17 protein-coding genes and 1 pseudogene are annotated in these 20,844 nt (G+C 70.7%); 11 read left to right on the plus strand and 7 right to left on the minus strand.

Features of this window, described 5'->3' with window-relative positions; genetic code table 11:
- Positions 1-30 precede the first annotated feature (30 nt).
- The 7 genes from ABT025_RS27580 (at position 31) to ABT025_RS27610 (ending at position 8,601) form a co-directional block, all read left to right on the plus strand.
- On the plus strand, positions 31-3,426 hold the full coding sequence (locus tag ABT025_RS27580) for a S8 family peptidase (protein ID WP_350999945.1): 3,396 nt from the start codon (positions 31-33) through the stop codon (positions 3,424-3,426).
- 232 nt (positions 3,427-3,658) lie between these two features.
- Positions 3,659-4,804, plus strand: a complete 1,146-nt coding sequence (locus tag ABT025_RS27585; protein ID WP_350999948.1) for a PP2C family protein-serine/threonine phosphatase — start codon at positions 3,659-3,661, stop codon at positions 4,802-4,804.
- Positions 4,805-5,016: 212 nt separating this feature from the next.
- Positions 5,017-6,600: a hypothetical protein gene (locus ABT025_RS27590; RefSeq protein ID WP_350999950.1), complete on the plus strand. Its 1,584-nt coding sequence runs from the start codon at positions 5,017-5,019 to the stop codon at positions 6,598-6,600.
- Positions 6,601-6,625: 25 nt separating this feature from the next.
- Positions 6,626-7,216 (plus strand): hypothetical protein, encoded by a 591-nt coding sequence (locus tag ABT025_RS27595; protein ID WP_350999952.1) that lies wholly within the window; start codon positions 6,626-6,628, stop codon positions 7,214-7,216.
- 36 nt (positions 7,217-7,252) lie between these two features.
- Positions 7,253-7,708 (plus strand): hypothetical protein, encoded by a 456-nt coding sequence (locus ABT025_RS27600; protein ID WP_350999954.1) that lies wholly within the window; start codon positions 7,253-7,255, stop codon positions 7,706-7,708.
- 10 nt (positions 7,709-7,718) lie between these two features.
- Positions 7,719-8,135, plus strand: a complete 417-nt coding sequence (locus ABT025_RS27605) for a DUF3592 domain-containing protein (RefSeq protein ID WP_350999956.1) — start codon at positions 7,719-7,721, stop codon at positions 8,133-8,135.
- A gap of 49 nt (positions 8,136-8,184) precedes the next feature.
- A complete protein-coding gene (locus tag ABT025_RS27610) occupies positions 8,185-8,601 on the plus strand; it encodes a DUF4259 domain-containing protein (protein WP_502972037.1) in 417 nt (138 codons plus the stop codon).
- Between the two features lie 47 nt (positions 8,602-8,648).
- Here the strand turns inward: ABT025_RS27610 and ABT025_RS27615 are convergent.
- Both ABT025_RS27615 and ABT025_RS27620 read right to left on the minus strand, forming a co-directional pair.
- Positions 8,649-8,995: pseudogene (locus tag ABT025_RS27615) on the minus strand (MerR family transcriptional regulator).
- Positions 8,996-9,353: 358 nt separating this feature from the next.
- Positions 9,354-9,896, minus strand: coding sequence for a GNAT family N-acetyltransferase (locus ABT025_RS27620; RefSeq protein ID WP_350999958.1), 543 nt, complete (start codon positions 9,894-9,896; stop codon positions 9,354-9,356).
- Positions 9,897-10,025: 129 nt separating this feature from the next.
- Between ABT025_RS27620 and ABT025_RS27625 the strand changes: the two genes are divergently transcribed.
- On the plus strand, positions 10,026-10,622 hold the full coding sequence (locus ABT025_RS27625; RefSeq protein ID WP_350999961.1) for a DinB family protein: 597 nt from the start codon (positions 10,026-10,028) through the stop codon (positions 10,620-10,622).
- A gap of 108 nt (positions 10,623-10,730) precedes the next feature.
- Here the strand turns inward: ABT025_RS27625 and ABT025_RS27630 are convergent, their stop codons facing one another.
- On the minus strand, positions 10,731-12,380 hold the full coding sequence (locus ABT025_RS27630; protein ID WP_350999963.1) for a subtype B tannase: 1,650 nt from the start codon (positions 12,378-12,380) through the stop codon (positions 10,731-10,733).
- A gap of 326 nt (positions 12,381-12,706) precedes the next feature.
- Here ABT025_RS27630 and ABT025_RS27635 point away from each other — a divergent pair, with 326 nt between their 5' ends.
- Together ABT025_RS27635 and ABT025_RS27640 are read left to right on the plus strand one after the other, a co-directional pair.
- Positions 12,707-13,594: a Bax inhibitor-1/YccA family protein gene (locus ABT025_RS27635; RefSeq protein WP_350999965.1), complete on the plus strand. Its 888-nt coding sequence runs from the start codon at positions 12,707-12,709 to the stop codon at positions 13,592-13,594.
- 121 nt (positions 13,595-13,715) lie between these two features.
- A complete protein-coding gene (locus ABT025_RS27640) occupies positions 13,716-14,033 on the plus strand; it encodes a hypothetical protein (RefSeq protein ID WP_350999967.1) in 318 nt (105 codons plus the stop codon).
- Positions 14,034-14,245: 212 nt separating this feature from the next.
- Here ABT025_RS27640 and ABT025_RS27645 read toward each other — a convergent pair whose 3' ends face one another.
- The 3 genes from ABT025_RS27645 to ABT025_RS27655 form a co-directional block, all read right to left on the minus strand.
- Positions 14,246-15,115, minus strand: coding sequence for a hypothetical protein (locus ABT025_RS27645; RefSeq protein ID WP_350999969.1), 870 nt, complete (start codon positions 15,113-15,115; stop codon positions 14,246-14,248).
- A gap of 386 nt (positions 15,116-15,501) precedes the next feature.
- On the minus strand, positions 15,502-16,722 hold the full coding sequence (locus ABT025_RS27650; protein ID WP_350999972.1) for an acetyl-CoA C-acetyltransferase: 1,221 nt from the start codon (positions 16,720-16,722) through the stop codon (positions 15,502-15,504).
- Between the two features lie 222 nt (positions 16,723-16,944).
- Positions 16,945-18,000 (minus strand): SGNH/GDSL hydrolase family protein, encoded by a 1,056-nt coding sequence (locus tag ABT025_RS27655; RefSeq protein ID WP_351000007.1) that lies wholly within the window; start codon positions 17,998-18,000, stop codon positions 16,945-16,947.
- Positions 18,001-18,210: 210 nt separating this feature from the next.
- On the opposite strand from ABT025_RS27655, the gene ABT025_RS27660 reads away from it, so the two are divergent.
- Positions 18,211-19,623, plus strand: a complete 1,413-nt coding sequence (locus ABT025_RS27660; protein WP_350999974.1) for a cystathionine beta-synthase — start codon at positions 18,211-18,213, stop codon at positions 19,621-19,623.
- Positions 19,624-19,894: 271 nt separating this feature from the next.
- Here ABT025_RS27660 and ABT025_RS27665 read toward each other — a convergent pair whose 3' ends face one another.
- Positions 19,895-20,770, minus strand: coding sequence for a helix-turn-helix transcriptional regulator (locus ABT025_RS27665; RefSeq protein WP_350999976.1), 876 nt, complete (start codon positions 20,768-20,770; stop codon positions 19,895-19,897).
- Positions 20,771-20,844 lie beyond the last annotated feature (74 nt).

The raw sequence follows: 20,844 nt of genomic DNA on the forward strand, positions 1-20,844 counted from the left end.
GCATGTTCATGGATCCGAGCAGGGAGAATCATGCATCCAATAGGGCGAATAGCCTTGGGCGCGGCGACCGCCGCCGTCCTGGCCATGACCACGGTCACGCCTTCCGGGGCGGCGGGTACACCCACCGACGGCGCCTCGGGGAAGAAGCCCGTCGTCGGCAGTGGAAGCGCGGCTTCCGGCGGCAAGCAGGTGACGGTCACCCTCGTCACCGGTGACAGGGTGCTGGTGACCACGGACCCGTCGGGCCGCAGCTCGGCAGCCGTCCTGCCGCGCAAGGACGGGTCGCAGCCGATCGTGCAGACCTACCAGCTGGGCAAGGACCTCTACGTCTTCCCGGAGGACGCCTCGCAGGCGATCGCCGAGGGCCGGGTCGACGAGCAGCTGTTCAACGTCAGCGGGCTCATCCGCCAGGGGTACGACGACGCCCACTCCGACGAGCTGCCCCTCATCGCCACGTACGAGAACCGGGTCGACGTCGCCGCCACCGCACCGGCGGCCCCCCGTGGGGCCGAGCGGGGCCTGAGCCTCCCGGCGGTGAACGGCGTCGCGCTCAAGGCCGGCAAGGACGGCGCCGCCGCCTTCTGGCAGGACGTCAGCGCCCCTCGCTCACGTGCGGCCGCTCCATTGAGGAAGCTGTGGCTGGACGGCAAGGTCGAGGCCACGCTGGACCGTTCCACCAAGCAGGTGCACGCGCCGGAGGCCTGGGCCGAGGGCTACGACGGCAAGGGCACCAAGGTCGCCGTCCTGGACACGGGCGTGGACGCCGAGCACCCCGACCTGGTGAACCGGGTCGCGGCGGCGAAGAACTTCACGGACTCCGCCGACACCGCAGACCGGCAGGGCCACGGCACCCACACCGCCTCCACCGTCGGCGGTTCCGGGGCGGCCAGCGAGGGCCGCAGGAAGGGCGTCGCGCCCGGATCCGACCTGCTCATCGGCAAGGTCCTCAACGACGGCGGCTCCGGTCTGAGCTCCTGGATCATCGCCGGTATGCAGTGGGCCGTCGACCAGAAGGCCGATGTCGTCTCCATGAGCCTGGGCAACTCCACCATCGGTGACTGTGCCGATCCCCTGTCGCAGGCCGCGGAGGAGCTCTCGAAGAACACGCACAGCCTGTTCGTCATCGCCGCGGGCAACACCGGACCGGGCACCGAGACGGTCTCCTCGCCCGGCTGCGCACCCGGTGTGCTGACCGTCGGCGCCGTCGACCGTGACGACACCACCGCGCCGTTCTCCAGCCGCGGTCCGGTGGCCGTCACCCACACCCTCAAGCCCGAGATCGCCGCCCCCGGCGTCGACATCTCGGCGGCCGCAGCGGGCGGGCGTGGTGTCTACGCGTACCGGACGATGTCGGGCACCTCCATGGCCACCCCGCACGTCGCGGGCGCGGCAGCAGTCGTCCGGCAGGCCCACCCCGACTGGACGGCGCAGCAGGTCAAGGCGGCCCTGGTCTCCTCCGCCCGTACCGGCGGCAAGGTCGCGGGCGCCGATCAGACCGGCGCCGGCGTCCTCGACGTGTACGCGGCCGTGCACCAGAAGGTGCTCTCCGCGCCCGCTGTCCAGGGCGGCAGCTACAACTGGCCGCAGGACGCCTCGGACCGCACCACCGTGCAGGTGCCCTTCACCAACACCAACACCAGCGGCCGCGCCCTGACGCTGCGGCTGAAGGTCAGCGGTGTGCACGGCAACGACGGCAGCGACGTCGGTTCCGCCGTCATCAAGCCGGCGCAGGACAAGGTGACCGTTCCCGCGGGCGCCACGGTCCAGGTGCCGGTGCGGATCGACCCCGTCGCCCGCCTCAAGGCCTCCCAGTACGGTGCCGTCACGGGCCGGATCCTGGCGTCCGGCGGCGGTACTCACCTCTCCGTGCCGGTCACGCTCTACGTCCAGCCGGAGACGGTCACCCTCCGCGTCAAGGTCATCGACCGCAACGGCAAGCCCGCGGCCGGCGCCTCGTCGCTGGACCTGGCCGACCTCGACACCGACAAGGGCGAGCGCCGCAGCAACGCGGGCGCGCCCGAGCAGACCTACCGTGTGCGCCCGGGCGACTACGCCATCAGCAGCTTCGTGGCGACGTCCGACGCGAGCAACGCGCCCGCATCGGTCAGCTACCTCGCCCACCCGCAGATGCGGATCACCAAGGACACCACCGTCGTCCTCGACGCCCGCAAGGCCCACCGGCTGAGCCTGCACACCGACCGCCCCTCGACGCTGAAGGGCACCACGCTGAACTACACCCGCGGGTGGGACGACACCTGGCAGCTCAGCGGGACGCTCACGGCCGGCGGCGCCGTGCAGAACTTCTACGCGGACATCGACGGGCGCGCTCGCAAGGGCACCTTCGAGTTCCGGCCCACCTGGCGCGCGACCGGCTCGCAGGACGGCTCGTCCTACGTCTACAACCTGTCGTTCCCGACCGAGGGCCCGCTGCACTCCGACCGGACCTACCGGCCGGACGACTCCCGGCTGGCCCAGGTCACCGAGACGTGGCACGCCATGGGCAAGGAGGCCGACTACACCGACGCGCTGTTCCTCCTTCCCTCCGGGAGCGGCGACACCCGGATCCCCGTGAGCCTGTTCCAGACGGTCCACGTGCCCGTCACCCGCACCGCCTACTACACGACCGGCGACGAGGCCTGGTACCACGGCGCGATGACCAGCTTCCCGTTCGCCGCGTTCATGGGTGACCAGGACCGCACCTACAAGGCCGGGCAGCGGAGCGCCGAGGAGTGGTACGGCGGTCCCCTGCGGCCGGGCGCCGCGCGCGACGCCGACGGCAAGCTGATGCTGGCCGCCGAGCGCCAGGGCGACCTGATGGGCATCCAGAACGCGCTCTGGGTCGACGGCTCCGGCGACCACTGGACCTACGGCGGGTCCTTCGGCGACCTCGGCAAGATGTCGCTGAAGCGCAACGGTGAGGAGATCGGCAGACTGGTCGATCCGTACGGCGTGTTCAAGGTGCCGGACGAGGACTCCGCGTACGAGCTCACCCAGACCCTGGGGAAGATCTACACCGGCGACCCCAACTGGCTGCGCTCCACCGCCGCCGTCACCACCTGGAGCTTCCGCTCCCACCGGGAGCCGGACGTCTACTCCCGCGGCCTGCCGATCCTCCACCCGGCTTACGACCTGCCGGTGGACGGCATGAACACCCTGCCCGCGCGCAGCGGCATCAAGCTCGGCCTGTCGGCCGAGGGCCACGCCGGGTACACCGCGGGCGCGATCACCGCGGCCTCGCTGTCCTACTCCTACGACGGCGGCACCACCTGGACCGAGGCGCCGACCGAGCAGCAGGACGGCAAGTGGACGGCCGTCGTCGACCACACCGGCGCCACCGGTGAGCAGGTCATGCTGAAGGTCGGCCTCACCGACTCCCACCACAACGCGGTCACACAGACCATCACCCGCGCCTACGACGTGCGGTAGCCGCACCGCATCGCACCGCACCCGGCCGGGCGGTCTCCCACGACAGGGGGACCGCCCGGCCTTCCGCGTGCGAACGGAGAGGGCCCGGCGCCACTCGTACGGGGGTACTTCGGCGGGGTGGCGGCCAGCCTCCCCACGACTCCTCGACGGGAATGGATGATCGACGCCTCCTGGTCCGCTGCCACGTCCGGCACGCGCACGCGCGACCACATCGCCGCTGGAGGATGCCCGCATGTTCCGTCCGCTGCGTGCAGCGCTGTCCCCGGCACACAGTTCGACGGACAACGACGACATCAACGCCATCCGCACGCCCGCCACCCGTAGCGTCGTCCTGGCGACCCTGGCAACGACGGCCGTGGTGGTCGTCTTCGGTCTGCTGACCGGGACCGCGGTGCTTCTGCTGGGTCTGCTGGTGTTCCTGCCGGCGTTCGCGGCCGCGCTGTGCAGCCCTCGCCAGACGGCGCTGGTGTCCGCCTGGGTGATCCTCGTCGTCATCGCGCCGGTGATCTTCCAGCCCGGGGAACGGATCCTGGACCGGGTGATTCTGACGCTGTTCGCCGTCGGCTTCGGCACGCTGGCCGTCTACGGGGCCCGGGTGCGCATCCTGCGCGAGGGTGCCCTGGTGCGGCTGCGGTCGACCGCAGCGGCGATGCAGCGGCAGATCCTGCGCCCGCTGCCGCTCCTCACCGACGACGTGCTGGTGGACGGTGTGTACGAGCCCCTGCAGGAGGACAAGCTCGTCGGGGGCGACATCTACGACGTGGTGGCCACGCCCTGGGGCACCCGGGTCCTGATCGGCGATGTCCAGGGCAAGGGGCTTGCCGCCATCGGGATGGCCATCGACGTGGTGGGAGCGTTCCGGGAGGCCGCGCACCGCGAGCCGACCGTGACCGCTCTCGTCGACGCGCTGGAGGCGGCGGTGGTCCGGCACAACGAGTACGCCGGACAGCGCGGCGAGCCCGAACGGTTCGTCACCGCGCTGGTCCTGGGGGTGGACATGGGCACCGACATCCAGGTCGTCGGTTGCGGCCACATCCCGCCCTACCTCCTGCACGAGGGCGCCGTGACCGCCGTCGGCGAGGGGGAGGAACACGTGCCGCTGGGCCTGGCGAGCCTGGTCGACGAACCGCGCACGGTGGCGTGGTTCGCCTTTCCCACCGGGTCCACGCTGCTGCTGTGCACCGACGGCCTGACCGAAGCCCGTTCGCCGCAGGGCGACTTCTACCCGCTGGAGGCGCGCCTCGGCGGCCGCGTCGACATCACCGCAGGCCGGATGATCGGTTCGCTCGTCGACGACGTGCGGGAGTTCACCGCCGGTGTGCAACAGGATGACCTGGCGGTCCTCGCGGTACGCCGCGCACCGCACCGGGCTCCGTAGGCCGGAGCCCGTAGCGGAATTGGAGTGAGGGGGCCGCCCCGCCACGGACCGTCTCCACGGCGTCTTCGCGGGACCGGCGGACCCACTGGGCCCACTGCCGGTTCGGTCGTACGTCCGGATTGAGGCCCCGTATTTGGGCCCACGGGCCCGTGCCGGAAGGGGTGCGGCTCTCGTAACCTCCGACCCCTAAGGCCATCGGGGAGGACACAGACATGCCGCGAACGAGGTATCGGGGGCTCATATCCTCGCGCAGTGCATGGGACGACCGGGGTGGAACCGCCCTGGAGTACGTCGGCATGGTCATGGTCGCCGTGGCCATCGTGGGCGCCCTGCTGGTGACCGGTCTCGCCGGGCAGATCAGTGAGCGGTTCTCGTGCGCGATCTCCTCCGTCACGGGCGGCGGGGGATGCAGCGGCGGCGGCGGGACCGAGGCCGGCGGCGACCCCAACGCCGAGTTCGAGCCCCTCACCTGCGCCACGGTGACCAAGTCCGGAACGCAGGGCGGCAAGTTCGGGGTGTCGTTCGAGACGCTCGGCGTCGAGTTCGGCGGCGAGTTCGGTTTCGAGGAGACGACGACCAGGGCGAAGACGGACGTCAACAAAGACGGCAAGATCGACGACAACGACGAGCAGGTCTCGCTCACCTTCACCGACGCCGGCTCGGTCAAGGGCACGGAGAAGCCCAAGGGCCGTATCAAGATCGGCGACGTGGGCAAGGACAAGGTGGAGATAGCCGCCGGTCTCACCGTCACCACGGGCGACACCTGGGTCTTCGACAGCCAGGAGGAGGCGGACCAGTTCCGCAAGGACCTCCAGGAGTACAAGAAGCTCAGCCGGCTGAACAAGCTCTCCAACCTCAGCCCGATCGTGGGCGGTTCCACCGAGATAGCCAGCTGGTTCGGCAAGGGGCCGAAGGCCGAGGAGAGCCGCCTCAAGCAGAACATCGAGGACAAGCTCGGCAACAAGCACATCACCACGCAGAAGATCAGCCTCGAAGTCGCCGCCCAGGCCGGGTTCCAGTTCGGCGCGGGCATGAACGCCCCCGACACGACGAACGCCGACGGCACGACCACCCCGGCCCCCAAGCCCGGTGCCACCGTCGAGGCCGGCCTCAAGATCTCCGAGGCCCAGGAAGTCACGCTGACGCAGAACCACATCAACAACACCGACGCGTACACCTACCAGGCCAAGGCCACCGGCGGTGCGTACGCGAAGGGCGAGGCCGGCCCGGTCAAGGCGGGCGCGGAGGCCGCCGGTTCGGCGGCGGGCGCCATCACGGTCACGGTCGACAGCAAGACCGGCAAGGTGAAGAGCATCACGATGACGCGGACCCTGGAGGGCAAGGCGGAGGCGAGTGCCGGCCTCAAGGGCGACGTCAACGGCAACGCGAAGGGCGGCGGTACGACCACCCAGGTCATCACCACCACCGTCCCCCTGGACGACAAGAACATGTCCAAGGCCGAGTCCGACGCCATCAAGGCCCAGATGTTCTCCGGCCAGGGCATGAACAGCGCCTTCAACTACCTGTTCACCGGCACACCGGTACCGACCTCGGACCCCGGCCCGGGTGACCCGTTCGGTCACTACGCGTTCAACCACGGCCAGGTCAGCAAGCAGGAGTACGACGGTTCCTCCTCGTCCGAGGAGATCGGCCTCGACATCAACCTGGAGATCGCCGGCATCAACGGCGCCTACACCAGCTCCGAGTCGCAGAAGAGCCTGACGAAGGCCGAATTCCTGGGAGCTCCCTCCGGTGGCCAGCGCTCGTTCTTCCCGTACAGCTACTGTGCCAAGTGATTCACCGGTACAAGGAGACGTGATCATGACCAAGCTTTCCGTCCGGCGGACGGTGCGGGCTGTCGCCGTCACCACCGCTGTACTCACCGCCGGTCTGATGCTCACCGCGTGCGGCGGCGAGGAGGCCTCGGACAAGGCCGCGCCCGCCACACCGAGCGGCTGGAAGAAGCTCGCAGGACCGACGGTGTCGCTCGCCTACCCGGCCGGCCTCACCGAGCTGGGCAAGGCCGAGCGCGGCAAGCTCAACGACGCCGCGGCCCTGCGGAACGAGGGCGACCGTCCGACGGTGAAGGTGTCGATCCAGAGCGGCTTCGCCGACGCCTCGACCGGGGACGACGCGGCCTCGGTCGGCAGGGCCCTCCTCATGGCGAGCACCGAGGTGAAGAGCACGAAGGACGCGGACATCAAGGGTGCGAAGGATGCCAAGCGCATCGACTTCACCTACACCGGTACGGGCGTGCCGCAGTCGCCCCCGAAGGGCGCGACGGTCGACGGCGTGGTCATCACGGGCGTCGACTCCGAGGGCCGGATCTACTCCGTCCGCATCGACGCCCAGGAGGGCAAGCTCAGCGACGCGGACCGGACGAAGATCGTCGACAGCATCCAGGTGAAGTAGCGCCCGAACGCCGGGCGACGACGAAGAGGCAGCCGAATGTCCCGATACGACGTACACCGCGGGTACGCCCCCGCCCACGCGCCCGTCCACGACCGGCCGCGGCTGCTGAACTTCATGCTGCCCTGGGCCGCGGGCATCGTGGTGATGCTGGCGACGCAACTGGCCCTCGCCATCCTTGTCTGGGACGTCATCACGGGCGACGACGTCTCCACCATGGACTCACCGGTCCGCACCGTCCTGCTGCTCCACCTGCCGTCCGCGGCCTGCGTCGCCCTGGGCACCTGGGCCGCGGCGGCCGTGCACCAGGGGGCGTCCCGGGAGTCGCGGGTACGGCACTACGTCGCGGCGTTCACCCCGGCCGTCGCCCTGCAGCTGGTGATCTTCTTCTCGCAGGGGGGCGACCTCACCGTCCTCACGTTCCTGGTGCAGCTGGTCGTCCTGGTGGCCGGCTGCGCGGTGGGCTTCCTCGTCGACAGGCTGCGCAACGACTAGAGGGTTCTCCATGGACAACACGTCGCTCGTCGTCACCGGAGCGGTCGCGCTGGCGGCGATCAGGTCCCTGGGCCGGACGGCCCGGCAACTGCGCGGCGCCCGCTCCGGCGTGACCGCGCCGGCGCGGTGCGTCCGGGTGTACGAGCGGGACTCGGCGACGGGCTCGACGGGCGACCGGCGGGCCTGGTACGTGTTCGCGTTCACCGCGCAGAACGGGGAGTGGGTCGAGTTCCGCGACGGCGGCAACAAGCGCTTCCCCGAAGGAGCGCGGGTCACGGTCCGCTACGACCCCGCCGACCCGGGCAGGACGGCCACCCTGGCGGGCAGCCCACGTGCCGCGCTGACCGAGGGAGCCGTCTCCCTGCTGCTGATGGCACTGGTGCTGCTGATGATCCTCACGGACTTCCCGGAGAACCTGTTCGGCTGACCGGCTGTCCGCCGGTTGTCAGTGCCCTCTGCTGTGATGGCGTACGGAAGTGACGACGGGCGACGACGCACAGCGCGGAGGCGGAACAGTGGGCACGTGGGGCGCGGGCAACTTCGACAGTGACACGGCGGCGGACCATCTCGGGGACCTGGTGGGCCGGTTGGTGGCCGAGGTGACGGAGGCGATGGCCGGTGATCCGGTGGAGCTCGAACCGGACGAGTACTGGGGCGTGACCGTCCCCTGCAACCTGGAACTGCTGCTCGTCCTGGACCGGCAGGGCTGGGTGGGCGTGACCCTTCCGCAGCCCGAGGTGATCCGGTCGTGGCAGAAGACGTTCCTGGCGGTGTGGGAGGCGACGATCGACGGCCTGGAGCCGGACGCGTCATACAAGGACGAGCGCCGGAAGGTGCTCAACGAGACGTTCGAGCGCCTGGCCGAGGCGTCGGCGGCGGCAGCGGCGCAGTAGCGGCTGCCCCCACCGACGGCACCGCAGGGGAGTGCGGCACCCGGGCCTCAGCTGTAGTAGTCGATCTTGCCGTCGAGGACCTTCATGGCCCGGTGCAGCGCTGCCACCCGCTGCTCAAGGACGGTACGGCGCTCGCGCAGGAAGGCGACCCGCTCCTGCGGGGCGTGTTCGGCCCGCAGGACGGCGACGAAGCCCCGCAGGTCCGCGATGCCGAGCCCGGCATCGCGGAAGCACGTGACGAGACCGATCCAGAAGATGTCGTCCTCGGTGCACTCCCTGCGTCCGCCTCCCGAGCGCCGGATCGGGCCGATGAGCCCTTCACGCTCGTAGTACCGCAGTGTGTCGATGGAGACACCGTGCGGCCGGCGGCAACCGCAGGGGTGAGGGTCGTCATGGGGCTCCTTCTGCCACTGCCGCTACCGCGGGTTCTCTGGTATCCATGCCGCCATCCTCGGATCTGGTACGCGCTCCAGGTCAAGCGATGGTGACGAGGAGCCCGCGACCCGGTCGCGTTCACGTCCTGACGGGTGACGGTCCGGGCCCGTCCAATCGGGCCGGCCGCCGGTGCAGTTCACGTTTCCCGGGGTCGGGCGACCGGCGTGCGGCGCAATGCGGGGAACGGGTGCGGGCGCCCGGGCGGGCCCCGGGCTGATCCGTACGGACCGCCGGAGACCGTCGGCACGCCCGGCCGGACAGGCACGGCCCCGGCGGATGCTCCGCCGGGACCCGTCCGTACGGGCCCCGACGGGCGGCTACGCCTTCGAGTCCGGCTTCCAGTCGGCGGTGAGGAGCCCGAGCACCACCTGGTCCATGAACTCGCCCAACACCCAGGCCGAGGAGCGCAGTACGCCCTCGCGGGCGAAGCCGTTGCGCTCGGCGGAGCGCAGCATCGCGGTGTTGTCCGACAGCGTCTCGATCTGCAGCCGCTGGAGGCCGCGCACGACGAAACCGTAGTGGCACAGCACCGCGACCACGTCGGTGCCGTAGCCCTTGCCGCGGCAGGACGGCAGCAGCCCCAGCCCGACGTGCGCCGACCGGTTGTGGTTGTCGATGCCCCACAGCGTCGCGGCACCTATCAGGGTGTTGCCTTCGAGCTCCACCACGGAGAAGGGGACGTGCCCCTGTTCCTTGTCGTTCACCACGAGCCGCGGGTCGTCCGTGCCGGGGGTGATCGGCCGCCACGGCGCGCCTTCGGCCCGCGAGGCGTTGACCACGTCGTCGAAGAGCTCGGACCGCAGGACCGGGATGTCGTCATCGTGCCGGGCCCTGAGCCCGACCTTGTTACCGCTGAGCATGCAAGCTTCCTATCCGACCGGGTGGCGGGCGGCAAACCGATGAGGCACATCGGTGCTCAACCTTCACCGAGCGGGCCGCCCGGCGGGAAAGCCGTTGGACACGGATCGGTTGTCCGGCAGAGTGACTTCATGACTGGGACAGGGCAAGAGGCCGGCTACAAGAAGGACCTGCACGTGTACCTGCAGGACGCCCGTGACACGTTCCTGTGGAAGCTGGAGGACCTGTCGGAGTACGACATCCGGCGGCCCCTGACCTCCACCGGCACCAACCTGCTGGGCCTCGTCAAACACGTCACCGGCGCCGAGGCCTTCTACTTCGGCGATACCTTCGGGCGGCCGGTCGATGCGCCGGATCTCTGGATCGCCGGTGACGCCGAGCCGAACGCGGACCTGTGGGCGACGGCCGACGAGACGCGTGACGGGATCGTCGCGCAGTACCGCCGGGTGTGGGCCCACTCCGACGCGACGATCGACGCGCTGGACCTCGACGCGACCGGCCTGCTTCCCGGGGGAGAGGGGAAGGAGCTGACCCTTCACCGGGTACTCGTCCACATGGTCGCCGAGACCCAGCGCCATGCCGGGCACGCCGACGTCGTGAGGGAGTTGATCGACGGGGCGACCGGGCAGCGGAAGGAGGGCCGCAACGTGGCACCCGGCGAAGCGACTTGGTGGGCGGGCCACCGGGACCGGGTGGAGCGCGCGGCACGGGAGGCTGCGGAGGGATGAGGCGGCCGGATCTTCGGGGAGTCGGGAGTGAAGTGGGCGCGGGAGGTGCGGCCTCGGGCGCGTGGGCGGACGCCCACATCACTCCCAACTCCGGGGTGGGGGAGGGGGCTACCGCCTGGAGCCGGTGACCTTGGCGATCCAGGCGATGAAGTCGCCGGGGTCGGCGTTGGTGGCGTGGCCCTGGTCCCAGTAGAACGAGTGGTTGACGTCGTCGCCGAGGTTGTCCAGTGCGGCGGCGAGGTTGGCGGAGATGACGTGCGAGGTGTCGGTGTCGCCGGTGCCCAGGCGGATCCACCAGTGCTTCGACCGGTTCGGGTTGCGCTTCTTGACGAGGTGGTACATCGGGTTCATCAGGTCGAGCTTCTCGGGGATGTCGCTGTCGAGCCTCTTGCCGGTGAGCCCGGTCGTGTCGTTCCTGAGGCTGTACGCGGTGAAGTGGCGGGACTCGACGGTGCCCTCGCCGAACTCGTTGTTCTCGCCGGCGGACAGGTCGAAGGCGTCGAAGGCCGGGGTGGTCTTCTTCCTGGTGCCGATGTGGGTGACGTAGTCGGCCCAGGTGAAGGTGGCCTTGGAGCGGGACCAGGTGATGAACGGGTTCTCGGCCAGGTAGGCGGTGCGCTCGGAGTCCGGCAGCGCCGCCAGGTACTTCGTGGCGGACGGCCGGATGTACGTCGTGAGCAGGTAGTCGTCGTAGTTGCGGGCCGTCAGGGCTCCGTAGCCGTTCAGGCCGCGCAGCTTCAGGGAGGCCTGGTACTCGGCGAACTGCGCCTGCAGCGCCTTGGAGACGGTCTGGTCGACGACCTTGCCGGTGGACTGGGCGACGAGGGCGCCCCAGTTCCATTCGTAGGCGCCGTCGGCGTGTTCCAGGTCGGTGATCGGGCACCAGGCACCGGTCGCGAAGACCGCGTCCGAGGCCGGGGCCGCGCCCGCCTTCTTCAGGTACGTGTCGTAGATGGGGCTGTCGCCGGACGCACCCAGCAACGCGGACGTGGCACCGCCTGCGCTGGTCCCGGTGGACACGATCCGGTCGGTGTCGCCCGGGATGCGGCCCTTGTTGAAGCGTACGTAGCGCACCGCGGCCTTCAGGTCCACGATGACCGCCGGAGCCGTGCCGTAGACCGTGCCGTCCGATGCGGTCAGGCTGCGGCCGCGGGTGCCGGGCTCCACGGCGACGTAGCCGGCGACCAGCGCGAGCCTCGCCAGGTTGACCATCCCGTTGACGCCTCCCGTGCCGCCCCCGCCCGGGCCGCCCGAAGGCATACCGCTTGGCATACCGGACGGCGTGCCGCCGGGCGCCCCTGAGGGCGCACCGCCGGTCCCGCCGCCCATGGAGCCCATCTCCAGCGCGGCCTGGCCCACACCGGTGGCCGTCGCGACGCTGGACGGCATGTAGGCGCCCACCGCGTTCGCCAGGACGACGGGAGCGCGGGAGGCGTCGACCGCCTTGCCGTCGATCGTGACGGGGACGCTGACCACCAGGCTCTGGTGGGTGTCGTCGCTCGGTGCGGTGACGTAGTTGCGCGGCTTGAAGAAGTGGTACGTCACCACGTGATCGGTGCCGGCGGCATCCTTGATCGTCTCCGTCAGCTCCGTGTAGTCGTCCGGGTCGAAGACCAGGGCCGCCGAGGGCGCCGTGGAGTCCCCCTTCCCGGCGGCTGACGCCTGCGCGTTCACGGCGATGCCGCCGGCCGCGACGACCCCTGCCGTCGCGCCGATTCCCATGACGACGGTCCTTCGCTTCACTGCCCTGTGCTGCACGGTGGTCTCCTCGTCGCGGCAGGTTCCCCCGCCGCTTCTGCCGCTCGTCCGGTTTTCGAACGTAGTGAGCACCCGAAGAGATCGTCAACAATTCCGTGAACTTTATGGGTGATACTCAGCTGCGCCCGGAAACGCACAGGGATTTCTCAGGCCCGTGGCCCGGGGGGTGCGGACCGCGGGTCGCGGGCCACGGGGGCGGGCGGCTGACAGTGCGCGGCGGGCCGCGTTGCGATCGCGGAAAGATCCTCCCCTGGCACTAGGGAGATTGTTTTGCCTACCCATTACTCTTGTGGGAAGGCCACGCTGGGTGGCCATGAAGGAGTGAGATGAGGAGCAGCAACCCGGTCTTCTCGCGACGGGGCTTCAGCCGCGACAACGGTCACGCGGGCTTCAACGCGTCACCGCAGGCCGGGGCCCCCGCAGCGGGTGCCAACCCGTACGCGCAGGGCACCGCCCCGAACCCGTACGCCACGAACCCCTACGCCCAGCAGGACACCCGGTACGGCGCCCCGCAGGCGCCGCCGCGCTCCGGTGTGATGACGATCGACGACGTCGTCACCCGCACGGCGCTGACGCTGGGCACGGTAGTGCTCGGCGCCGCGGCCGCCTGGGCCCTGCTGCCGGTCGACGAGGCCAACCTGGGCAAGTCGTACGGCATCGCGATCGGCGCCGCGATCATCGCCTTCGTGCTGTCGCTCGTCCAGTCCTTCAAGCGCAAGCCCGTCCCCGCGCTGATCATCTCGTACGCGGCCTTCGAGGGCGTGTTCCTCGGGGTCATCTCCAGCGCGGTCAGCACCTACATCGGACCGGGCGTCGTGATGCAGGCGGTGATGGGCACCATGTGTGTCTTCGCCGGCGTGCTGCTCGCGTACAAGATGCGCTGGATCCGTGTCACCCGCCGGTTCTACGGCTTCGTGATGGCCGCCGCCATGGGCTTCATGCTCCTGATGATGGTCAACCTGCTGTTCGCCGTGTTCGGCGGCGGTGACGGCCTGGGCTTCCGCAGCGGCGGCCTCGGCATCCTCTTCGGCGTCATCGGCATCATCCTCGGCGCGTGCTTCCTGGCTCTGGACTTCAAGCAGGTCGAGGACGGCATCGCGTACGGCGCCCCGCGCGAGGAGTCCTGGCTGGCGGCCTTCGGCCTCACCATGACCCTGGTGTGGATCTACCTGGAGATGCTGCGCCTGCTCTCCATCCTCAGCGGCGACGACTAGTCACCACGCCGACACCTGATCGCGGGAACGGCCCGCAGGCTCCGGACGACGGAGCCTGCGGGCCGTTTTCCGTTGCCTCAGCCGTTGGCGACAGCCCGGGAGGGGCGCGTAGGGTCGCGGGGTGCTTGATACGACGCCCCTGATCACCGCCGTGGACCGATTCGCCGACCGGCTGCGCGCCGCCCCGCAGAGCAGGCTGCAGCGGGGAGTGGCGGCCGAGGGGCTGGCCGTGGCCCGGGAGCTGTCGGTGCGGGCGCAGCGCGTCGAGACGCCGGGGCGGGAGCCGCGGATCATGCCGGACGCCGGGATCTTCGCCATCGGTGACCAGCTCGCCGTCGCCGGGCGGGACCTGGCCGTGGCACTGGAAATGGCCCCGTCCGTGGAGCTGGACGAGGCCGTGCAGTTCGTCGAGGCAGCGGCCGTGCGGGCGTTCGCCTGAGTGGTGCGCGCGGGCCTTCGCGCGAATGGTGTGCGCGGGCGTTCGCGTAAGTGATGTGTGCGGGCGTTCGCCGGGAGTGGTGCGTTCGCCCTGAAGGGGTGCGAGGGGCTTCGCCCCGGGGGGTGCGCGCAGGGTGACCGCGCGCGCCGGGCTGCTGCAGCGGCCGGCGAGGGCCGCTGTACCTGGGGTGGGGCCGGAGACCGGTCCGCGGGCTAGAAGCTCGCGATGACGCGGTCGGCCAGTATGTAGACGTTGTCCTTGCCGCACGAGAACGTCAGCGCGTACGCGCCGGAGACACCGGAGCCGCCCAGGAGCACCGGGTGCTCGCCCGCCCGCAGCGACGCGGCCAGCTGCTCGGCCGTCTCGCGGTGGCCGGGGGTCATGCAGAGCGTGGTGCCGTCGGCGAAGACGTACACGTCGAGCGTGCCGAGCGGGCCGGGCCGCACGTCGGAGAGCTCCGTCCGGCTGTCGGCCAGCTCCTCCAGGCGGTTCACCGTGCGCTCGTGGTCGGTGACGACGGGGGTCTGCACCGGCACGAAGTCCGGGTGCGAGGGGTGGCGGCGGCGCGCGGCGGCCAGCTCGGGGGAGTCCTCGGCGAACTCGGCCGTCTCCGGGAGCTCGGCCATGTCGGCCAGTTCCGTCAGCTCGGCCAGTTCCGTCAGTTCCTCGAACGCCTCGGTGGCGTCGAGGTCCATCGCCTCCAGACCGGCGAAGTCGCTCTGGCGCGGGACGAAGAACGGGGCGTCCTCGCCCAGCCCGGCCAGGCCGCCCAGCAGGGAGGGGGCGTCGGCGGCGTCGCGTGCCTCCTGCGTGGCCCAGAAGGCACGGGCCTCGGCGAGCTCGCGCTCCCGTTCCTCGGCCAGTGCCTCGGCGACCGCAGCGCGTATTTCCGCGGCCGGGGTGGCTTCGTTACGGCTCTGAGCGGGTACGGCTGCACTGCGGGCGCGGCCGTCGGCCAGCTCTCTGCGCAGGGCGGATACCTGCTGACGCAGCCCGTGAGCGGCGTGCAGAGCGGCGGTGCCCACGGCCGTGGCAGCGGCGGTGGTCAGCAACAGGGCAAGAGGCATGGCGCTCACTGACATACTCCCGGTTTCAATCGATCCCCCGACTTCCTACATCAGCTTGTCCTGTACCGACACCATGTGTCAGTGCATTACGTCACGAATTGGACAGGTCTTTGGGCCTGGGGTTTAACCCTGATGCGGGTGTGACCTGCGGGAATGAGTCTCCCCCAGGAGATAGGTCACATCCTGGGGGAGATTCGGTCACGGTCGGGGCTCGGAACCGGCCACTTCGTCCGGCTGAAGGGCCCGCAGGGCGGTGTGGGCCCGGCGGACGCCGATGGCCGGTGATCCGGCGGATCCGGAGCGTCACGGAAAAGTGGCGGTCACGGGGCGGGCCGAGGCGTCTACCCGCCCCTGCCCGCCCCGCGACGGCGCGGCCCGGCCGCCCGTCTCCTTCGGCCGGCTCAGCTCAGCCGCTCGATGACCATCGCCATGCCCTGGCCGCCGCCCACGCACATGGTCTCCAGGCCGAACTGCTTGTCGTGGAACTGCAGGCTGTTGATCAGCGTGCCGGTGATCCGCGCGCCGGTCATGCCGAAGGGGTGCCCGACGGCGATGGCGCCGCCGTTGACGTTGACCTTGTCCAGCGGCAGGCCCAGGTCGCGGTAGGACGGGATCACCTGGGCGGCGAACGCCTCGTTGATCTCGGCCAGGTCGATGTCGTCGATCGTCAGTCCGGCCCGCTTCAGCGCCTGCTTGCTCGCCTCGACCGGTCCGTAGCCCATGATCTCGGGGGAGAGGCCCGAGACGCCGGTGGAGACGATCCGCGCCAGCGGGGTCAGGCCCAGCTCGCGCGCCTTGGTGTCGGACATGATCACGAGCGCCGCGGCACCGTCGTTGAGCGGGCAGCAGTTGGCGGCCGTGACCAGACCGTCGGGGCGGAAGACCGGCTTCAGGCCCTGCACGCCCTCCAGGGAGACCCCCGCACGCGGGCCGTCGTCCTTGGAGACCACCGTGCCGTCCGGGGTCGTCACCGGGGTGATCTCGCGCTCCCAGAAGCCGTTCTTCAGGGCTTCCTCGGCGAGGTTCTGCGAGCGGACGCCGAACTCGTCCATGTCCTGACGGGTGATGCCCTTGGTCCGGGCCAGGTTCTCCGCCGTCTGCCCCATCGAGATGTACGCGTCCGGGACCAGGCCGTCCTCGCGCGGGTCGTGCCAGCTCGCGCCGGACTCCGCGGCGCGGGCCTCGGTGCGGGCCTCGGCGTCGGCGAAGAACGGGTTGTGGGTGTCCGGCCAGCTGTCGGAGTTGCCCTTCGCGAAGCGGGACACCATCTCGACACCGGCGGAGATGAAGACGTCGCCCTCGCCCGCCTTGATGGCGTGCAGCGCCATGCGGCTCGTCTGCAGCGAGGACGAGCAGTAGCGCGTGACCGTACAGCCGGGAAGGTGGTCCATCCCCATCTGTACGGCGATGATGCGGCCCAGGTTGTTGCCCTGCTCGCCGCCGGGGAGGCCGCAGCCGAGCATCAGGTCGTCGATGTCCCGCGGGTCCAGCTCCGGGACCTTGGCGAGGGCGGTCTGGATGATCGTGGCGGTCAGGTCGTCCGCGCGCAGGTCCTTCAGCGAACCCTTGAAGGCCCGGCCGATGGGCGAACGGGCAGCAGAGACGATCACGGCTTCGGGCATCACGCGGCTCCATGAGGGCTGGAAGGCTGTCTGGCAGGACTGCTCTGGAAGTTACCCGGACGTACTGCTGAGGTCACCTGACCGGGCATGTGATGCGGGCCTCTTTTCTAAGCAACCGCTCAGTCCGCCGGTGGCGAGGCCGGGGTCCGCCCTCGCGGGGGCTGCGTCCTCGGCTGCGGCTCCGGCGGCGGCTTCGCTGTCGTGGAGCCCCTGCGGGCGCCCTCAGGCATGCCGGGACGACGTGCCCGTGTCGGTGCCCGGACGCGGCTCCACCCTGGTGGAGCCGCCCGCTTCTCCGTGCATCTCCGGATGCGGGTGCGGCTCCGTGGCCGCGGGCAGACGCCGCCGCCTGCGGTGCTTGAGGAGTGCCCAGGGCGCCCGGGCACCGGTGACCTCCGTACCGGCCTCCCTGGCCGCCTGGGAGGCCGCCTTGGCCACCGGCAGCATGTCCTCGCGCCGTGCCCCGTCCAGCCGGTCGGTCTCCGGCCACAGCCCGAGCACCGCGCAGAGCGTCGGCAGGACCGCCATCGCCGCCGTCGCGTAGCCCTCCGCCGACGGGTGGTAGTTGTCCGGGCCGAACAGCTCCCGCGGGTTCGCCTCGAACTCCGGCCCCAGCAGGTCGCCCAGCGACACCGTGCGCCCGCCCTGCTCCACCGAACCGATCGTCTGGGCCGCCGCCAGCTGCCGGCTCACCCGCCGGGCCAGCCACCGCAGGGGCTGGTAGACCGGTTCGATCGTGCCCAGGTCCGGGCAGGTGCCCACGACGACCTCGGCCCCCGCCGTACGCAGTCTGCGCACCGCCGTCGTCAGACAGCGCACCGACTGGGTGGCGGGCATCCGGTGCGTCACGTCGTTCGCACCGATCATGATCACGCAGACGTCCGGCGTGCGGGACGGATCCGCGAGCAGCAGCGAGACCTGCCGCTCCAGATCGTCCGACCGGGCGCCCGGCTGCGCGACGTTGCGCAGATCCACGGGCCGCTCCGACACCGCGGCCAGCCCCGAGGCGAGCAGCGCCCCCGGCGTCTGCCCGGCCCGGCGCACCCCCTGACCGGCCGCCGTGGAGTCCCCGAGCAGCCCGAACCGCAGCGGGTCCGCAGGGCCGGCGAACGCCACCCCGTACCGCCCGTCTGCGCTCGGCGGGACCGGTGCGGTGCCGCCTCCCACCTGCCGCTTCGCCAGCTGGACCTCCGCCAGCAGGACACCCACTGCCGCGGCGCCCACCAGCCCGACGCTGCCACCGCCGTAGGCCGCGCCCGCCGCGATCCGCCGTGCCACCCTTGCCCTCGACACAGTCCGGTCCACCTCCTCGTTGCCTTACGGCATCGCCCGCGACCGTCGGCGGAGTCCGTCGCGATCGAGGGTGAGGCCGTCACCGCCGTACACAGAGCTAACTGCCCCCAAGGGGCCGTCGTTCAATCGCTTCGCCCAATCTCGTGCCCGTACGCATACTCTTGCGGCACCATCTCGGAGACCCCGGAGTACACGGTGCAATTCCACGATTCGATGATCAGCCTCGTAGGCAATACCCCGCTGGTGAGGCTGCGCAGTGTCACGGCAGGCATCCAGGCGACGGTCCTGGCCAAGGTCGAGTACTTCAACCCCGGCGGATCGGTCAAGGACCGGATCGCCCTGCGGATGATCGAGGCCGCCGAACAGAGCGGCGAGCTGCAGCCCGGCGGCACGATCGTCGAGCCGACGAGCGGCAACACGGGCGTCGGCCTGGCGATCGTCGCGCAGCAGAAGGGCTACAAGTGCATCTTCGTCTGCCCGGACAAGGTGTCCACGGACAAGATCAATGTGCTGCGAGCCTACGGAGCCGAGGTCGTCGTCTGTCCGACGGCGGTCGACCCCGAGCACCCGGACTCGTACTACAACGTCTCCGACCGGCTGGTCCGTGAGACGCCGGGAGCCTGGAAGCCCGACCAGTACTCCAACCCGAACAACCCGCGCTCCCACTACGAGACCACCGGTCCCGAGCTGTGGGAGCAGACGGACGGGAAGATCACCCACTTCGTGGCGGGGGTCGGCACCGGCGGCACGATCAGCGGCACCGGCCGCTATCTGAAGGAGGCCAGCGGCGGCGCCGTCAAGGTCATCGGCGCGGACCCGGAGGGCTCGGTCTACTCCGGCGGCTCCGGGCGGCCGTACCTGGTCGAGGGCGTCGGCGAGGACTTCTGGCCGTCGGCGTACGACCGGACCGTCACCGACGAGATCGTCGCCGTGTCCGACAAGGACTCCTTCCAGATGACCCGCCGCCTCGCCAAGGAGGAGGGGCTGCTGGTCGGCGGTTCCTGCGGCATGGCGGTCGTCGGAGCCCTGGAGGTCGCGAAGCGGCTCGGGCCCGACGACGTGGTCGTCGTCCTGCTGCCGGACAGCGGCCGCGGCTACCTGAGCAAGATCTTCAACGACGAGTGGATGGCCGACTACGGCTTCCTGGAGGACACCGGTCCGTCCGCCCGCGTCGCCGACGTCCTCGACTACAAGGCGGGCCCGATTCCGACGCTCGTCCACATGCACCCGGAGGAGACCGTCGGCGAGGCGATCGACGTGCTGCGCGAGTACGGCGTCTCGCAGATGCCGATCGTGAAGCCCGGCGCCGGGCACCCGGACGTGATGGCCGCCGAGGTCATCGGCTCGGTCGTCGAGCGGGAGCTGCTGAACGCGCTCTTCGCCCAGCAGGCCTCGCTCACCGATCCGCTGGAGAAGCACATGTCGCCGCCGCTGCCGCAGGTCGGCTCGGGCGAGGCGGTCGCGGAGCTGATGGCGGTGCTCGGCGGTACGGGCGCGGCGGACGCCGCGATCGTGCTGGTGGAGGGCAAGCCGAAGGGCGTGGTCAGCCGGCAGGACCTGCTGGCGTTCCTCGCCAAGGACGCGACGGCCACGCCCGCCAAGCCGTAGGCCGTCGGCCGGCCGGAACACGGGCTTCGCGAAAACGGTACGAGCGCGACACGTGGCCGCAGCACCGGCTTAACACGGCTCGGGCAGATTAGTGGGTGTCGGCAGGGAAACCCGCCGGCACCGATACGGCGACACGGACTACGGAGCGGCTCCCGGACCTCCACCGTCGCCCGGATGCGAGACCGGCCCTGACCCGGAACGCGTCCTTCGCGGGGACCGCCGTCGTCCCGCCCCCTGGGAAACCGGGGGTGCGGCGGTCCCCGCGACACATCTATGCGCGGAGACCGCGCGCCCCCTCCCCGTCCTCGTCACCCTCCCGCGCTCGCGGCGCGGCCGCCCAGCTCGCCAGCAGCGCGATGCGTTCCGCAGTCCGCGAACCGGGCTCCGGTGTGTAGACCACCAGGGACTGGCCGGGATCGCCGGGCACGCCGAGCGTCTCGTAAGGGAGCGTCAGCCCGCCCACGACCGGGTGGTCGATCCGCTTCACGCCGTACGTCTTCGCCTTCACCTGGTGGTCCGCCCACAGCCGGCGGAATTCCTCGCTCCTCAGCGACAACTCACCGACCAGGGTGGCGAGCTGTTTGTCATCGGGGTGCAGGCCCGCGTCCAGCCGCAGATGGGCGACCGTCTCCGCCGCGACGGCCGGCCAGTCCGGGTACAGCTCGCGTGCCGCAGGCTCGAGAAACGTCTGGCGCGGCATGTTGCGTGCGGCGGGGGCCATCCGGGAGAAGTCGACGACCGCGTCGCCGAGCGCGTTCCACGCCAGCACGTCCATCCGGCGGCCCAGGACGAAGGCGGGAGCCCGGTCGAGCGTGTCCAGCAGCAGCCGCAGCCCCGGGCGTACCCGCTGCCCGGCGGCCGGCGTCGTCGTGCGTGGCCCCGGGCGGGCCACCGTGCGCAGGTAGGCGTGTTCCGTCCCGTCCAGCCGGAGCACCCGGGCTATCGCGTCGAGCACGGCGTCCGACACGCTGGGACCGCGCCCCTGTTCCAGCCGGATGTAGTAGTCGACGCTCACCCCGGCGAGCTGGGCGACCTCCTCACGCCGCAGCCCGGGGACGCGCCTTCTGCCGTAGGAGTTCAGCCCCACGTCCTCGGGCTGGATACGGGCACGTCGTGAGCGGAGGAAGTCTCCGAGGTCGCCGTCCATGCCGCCGATCGTAGAAGACCGGCCGTCTCCCAGCCTGGTACTGCCGGACCCAGGAAAGACGCATCCCTGGGTAC

The organism is Streptomyces sp. NPDC002809 (assembly GCF_040295435.1).
Classification (GTDB): Bacteria; Actinomycetota; Actinomycetes; order Streptomycetales; family Streptomycetaceae; genus Streptomyces.

Excerpts from the sequence above, each read along its gene's own strand:
- ABT025_RS27580 (WP_350999945.1), top strand. The coding sequence starts at position 31 with ATGCATCCAATAGGGCGAATAGCCTTGGGCGCGGCGACCGCCGCCGTC.
- ABT025_RS27585 (WP_350999948.1), top strand. The coding sequence starts at position 3,659 with ATGTTCCGTCCGCTGCGTGCAGCGCTGTCCCCGGCACACAGTTCGACG.
- ABT025_RS27590 (WP_350999950.1), top strand. The coding sequence starts at position 5,017 with ATGCCGCGAACGAGGTATCGGGGGCTCATATCCTCGCGCAGTGCATGG.
- ABT025_RS27595 (WP_350999952.1), top strand. The coding sequence starts at position 6,626 with ATGACCAAGCTTTCCGTCCGGCGGACGGTGCGGGCTGTCGCCGTCACC.
- ABT025_RS27600 (WP_350999954.1), top strand. The coding sequence starts at position 7,253 with ATGTCCCGATACGACGTACACCGCGGGTACGCCCCCGCCCACGCGCCC.
- ABT025_RS27605 (WP_350999956.1), top strand. The coding sequence starts at position 7,719 with ATGGACAACACGTCGCTCGTCGTCACCGGAGCGGTCGCGCTGGCGGCG.
- ABT025_RS27620 (WP_350999958.1), bottom strand. The coding sequence starts at position 9,896 with ATGCTCAGCGGTAACAAGGTCGGGCTCAGGGCCCGGCACGATGACGAC.
- ABT025_RS27625 (WP_350999961.1), top strand. The coding sequence starts at position 10,026 with ATGACTGGGACAGGGCAAGAGGCCGGCTACAAGAAGGACCTGCACGTG.
- ABT025_RS27635 (WP_350999965.1), top strand. The coding sequence starts at position 12,707 with ATGAGGAGCAGCAACCCGGTCTTCTCGCGACGGGGCTTCAGCCGCGAC.
- ABT025_RS27645 (WP_350999969.1), bottom strand. The coding sequence starts at position 15,115 with ATGTCAGTGAGCGCCATGCCTCTTGCCCTGTTGCTGACCACCGCCGCT.
- ABT025_RS27650 (WP_350999972.1), bottom strand. The coding sequence starts at position 16,722 with ATGCCCGAAGCCGTGATCGTCTCTGCTGCCCGTTCGCCCATCGGCCGG.
- ABT025_RS27665 (WP_350999976.1), bottom strand. The coding sequence starts at position 20,770 with ATGGACGGCGACCTCGGAGACTTCCTCCGCTCACGACGTGCCCGTATC.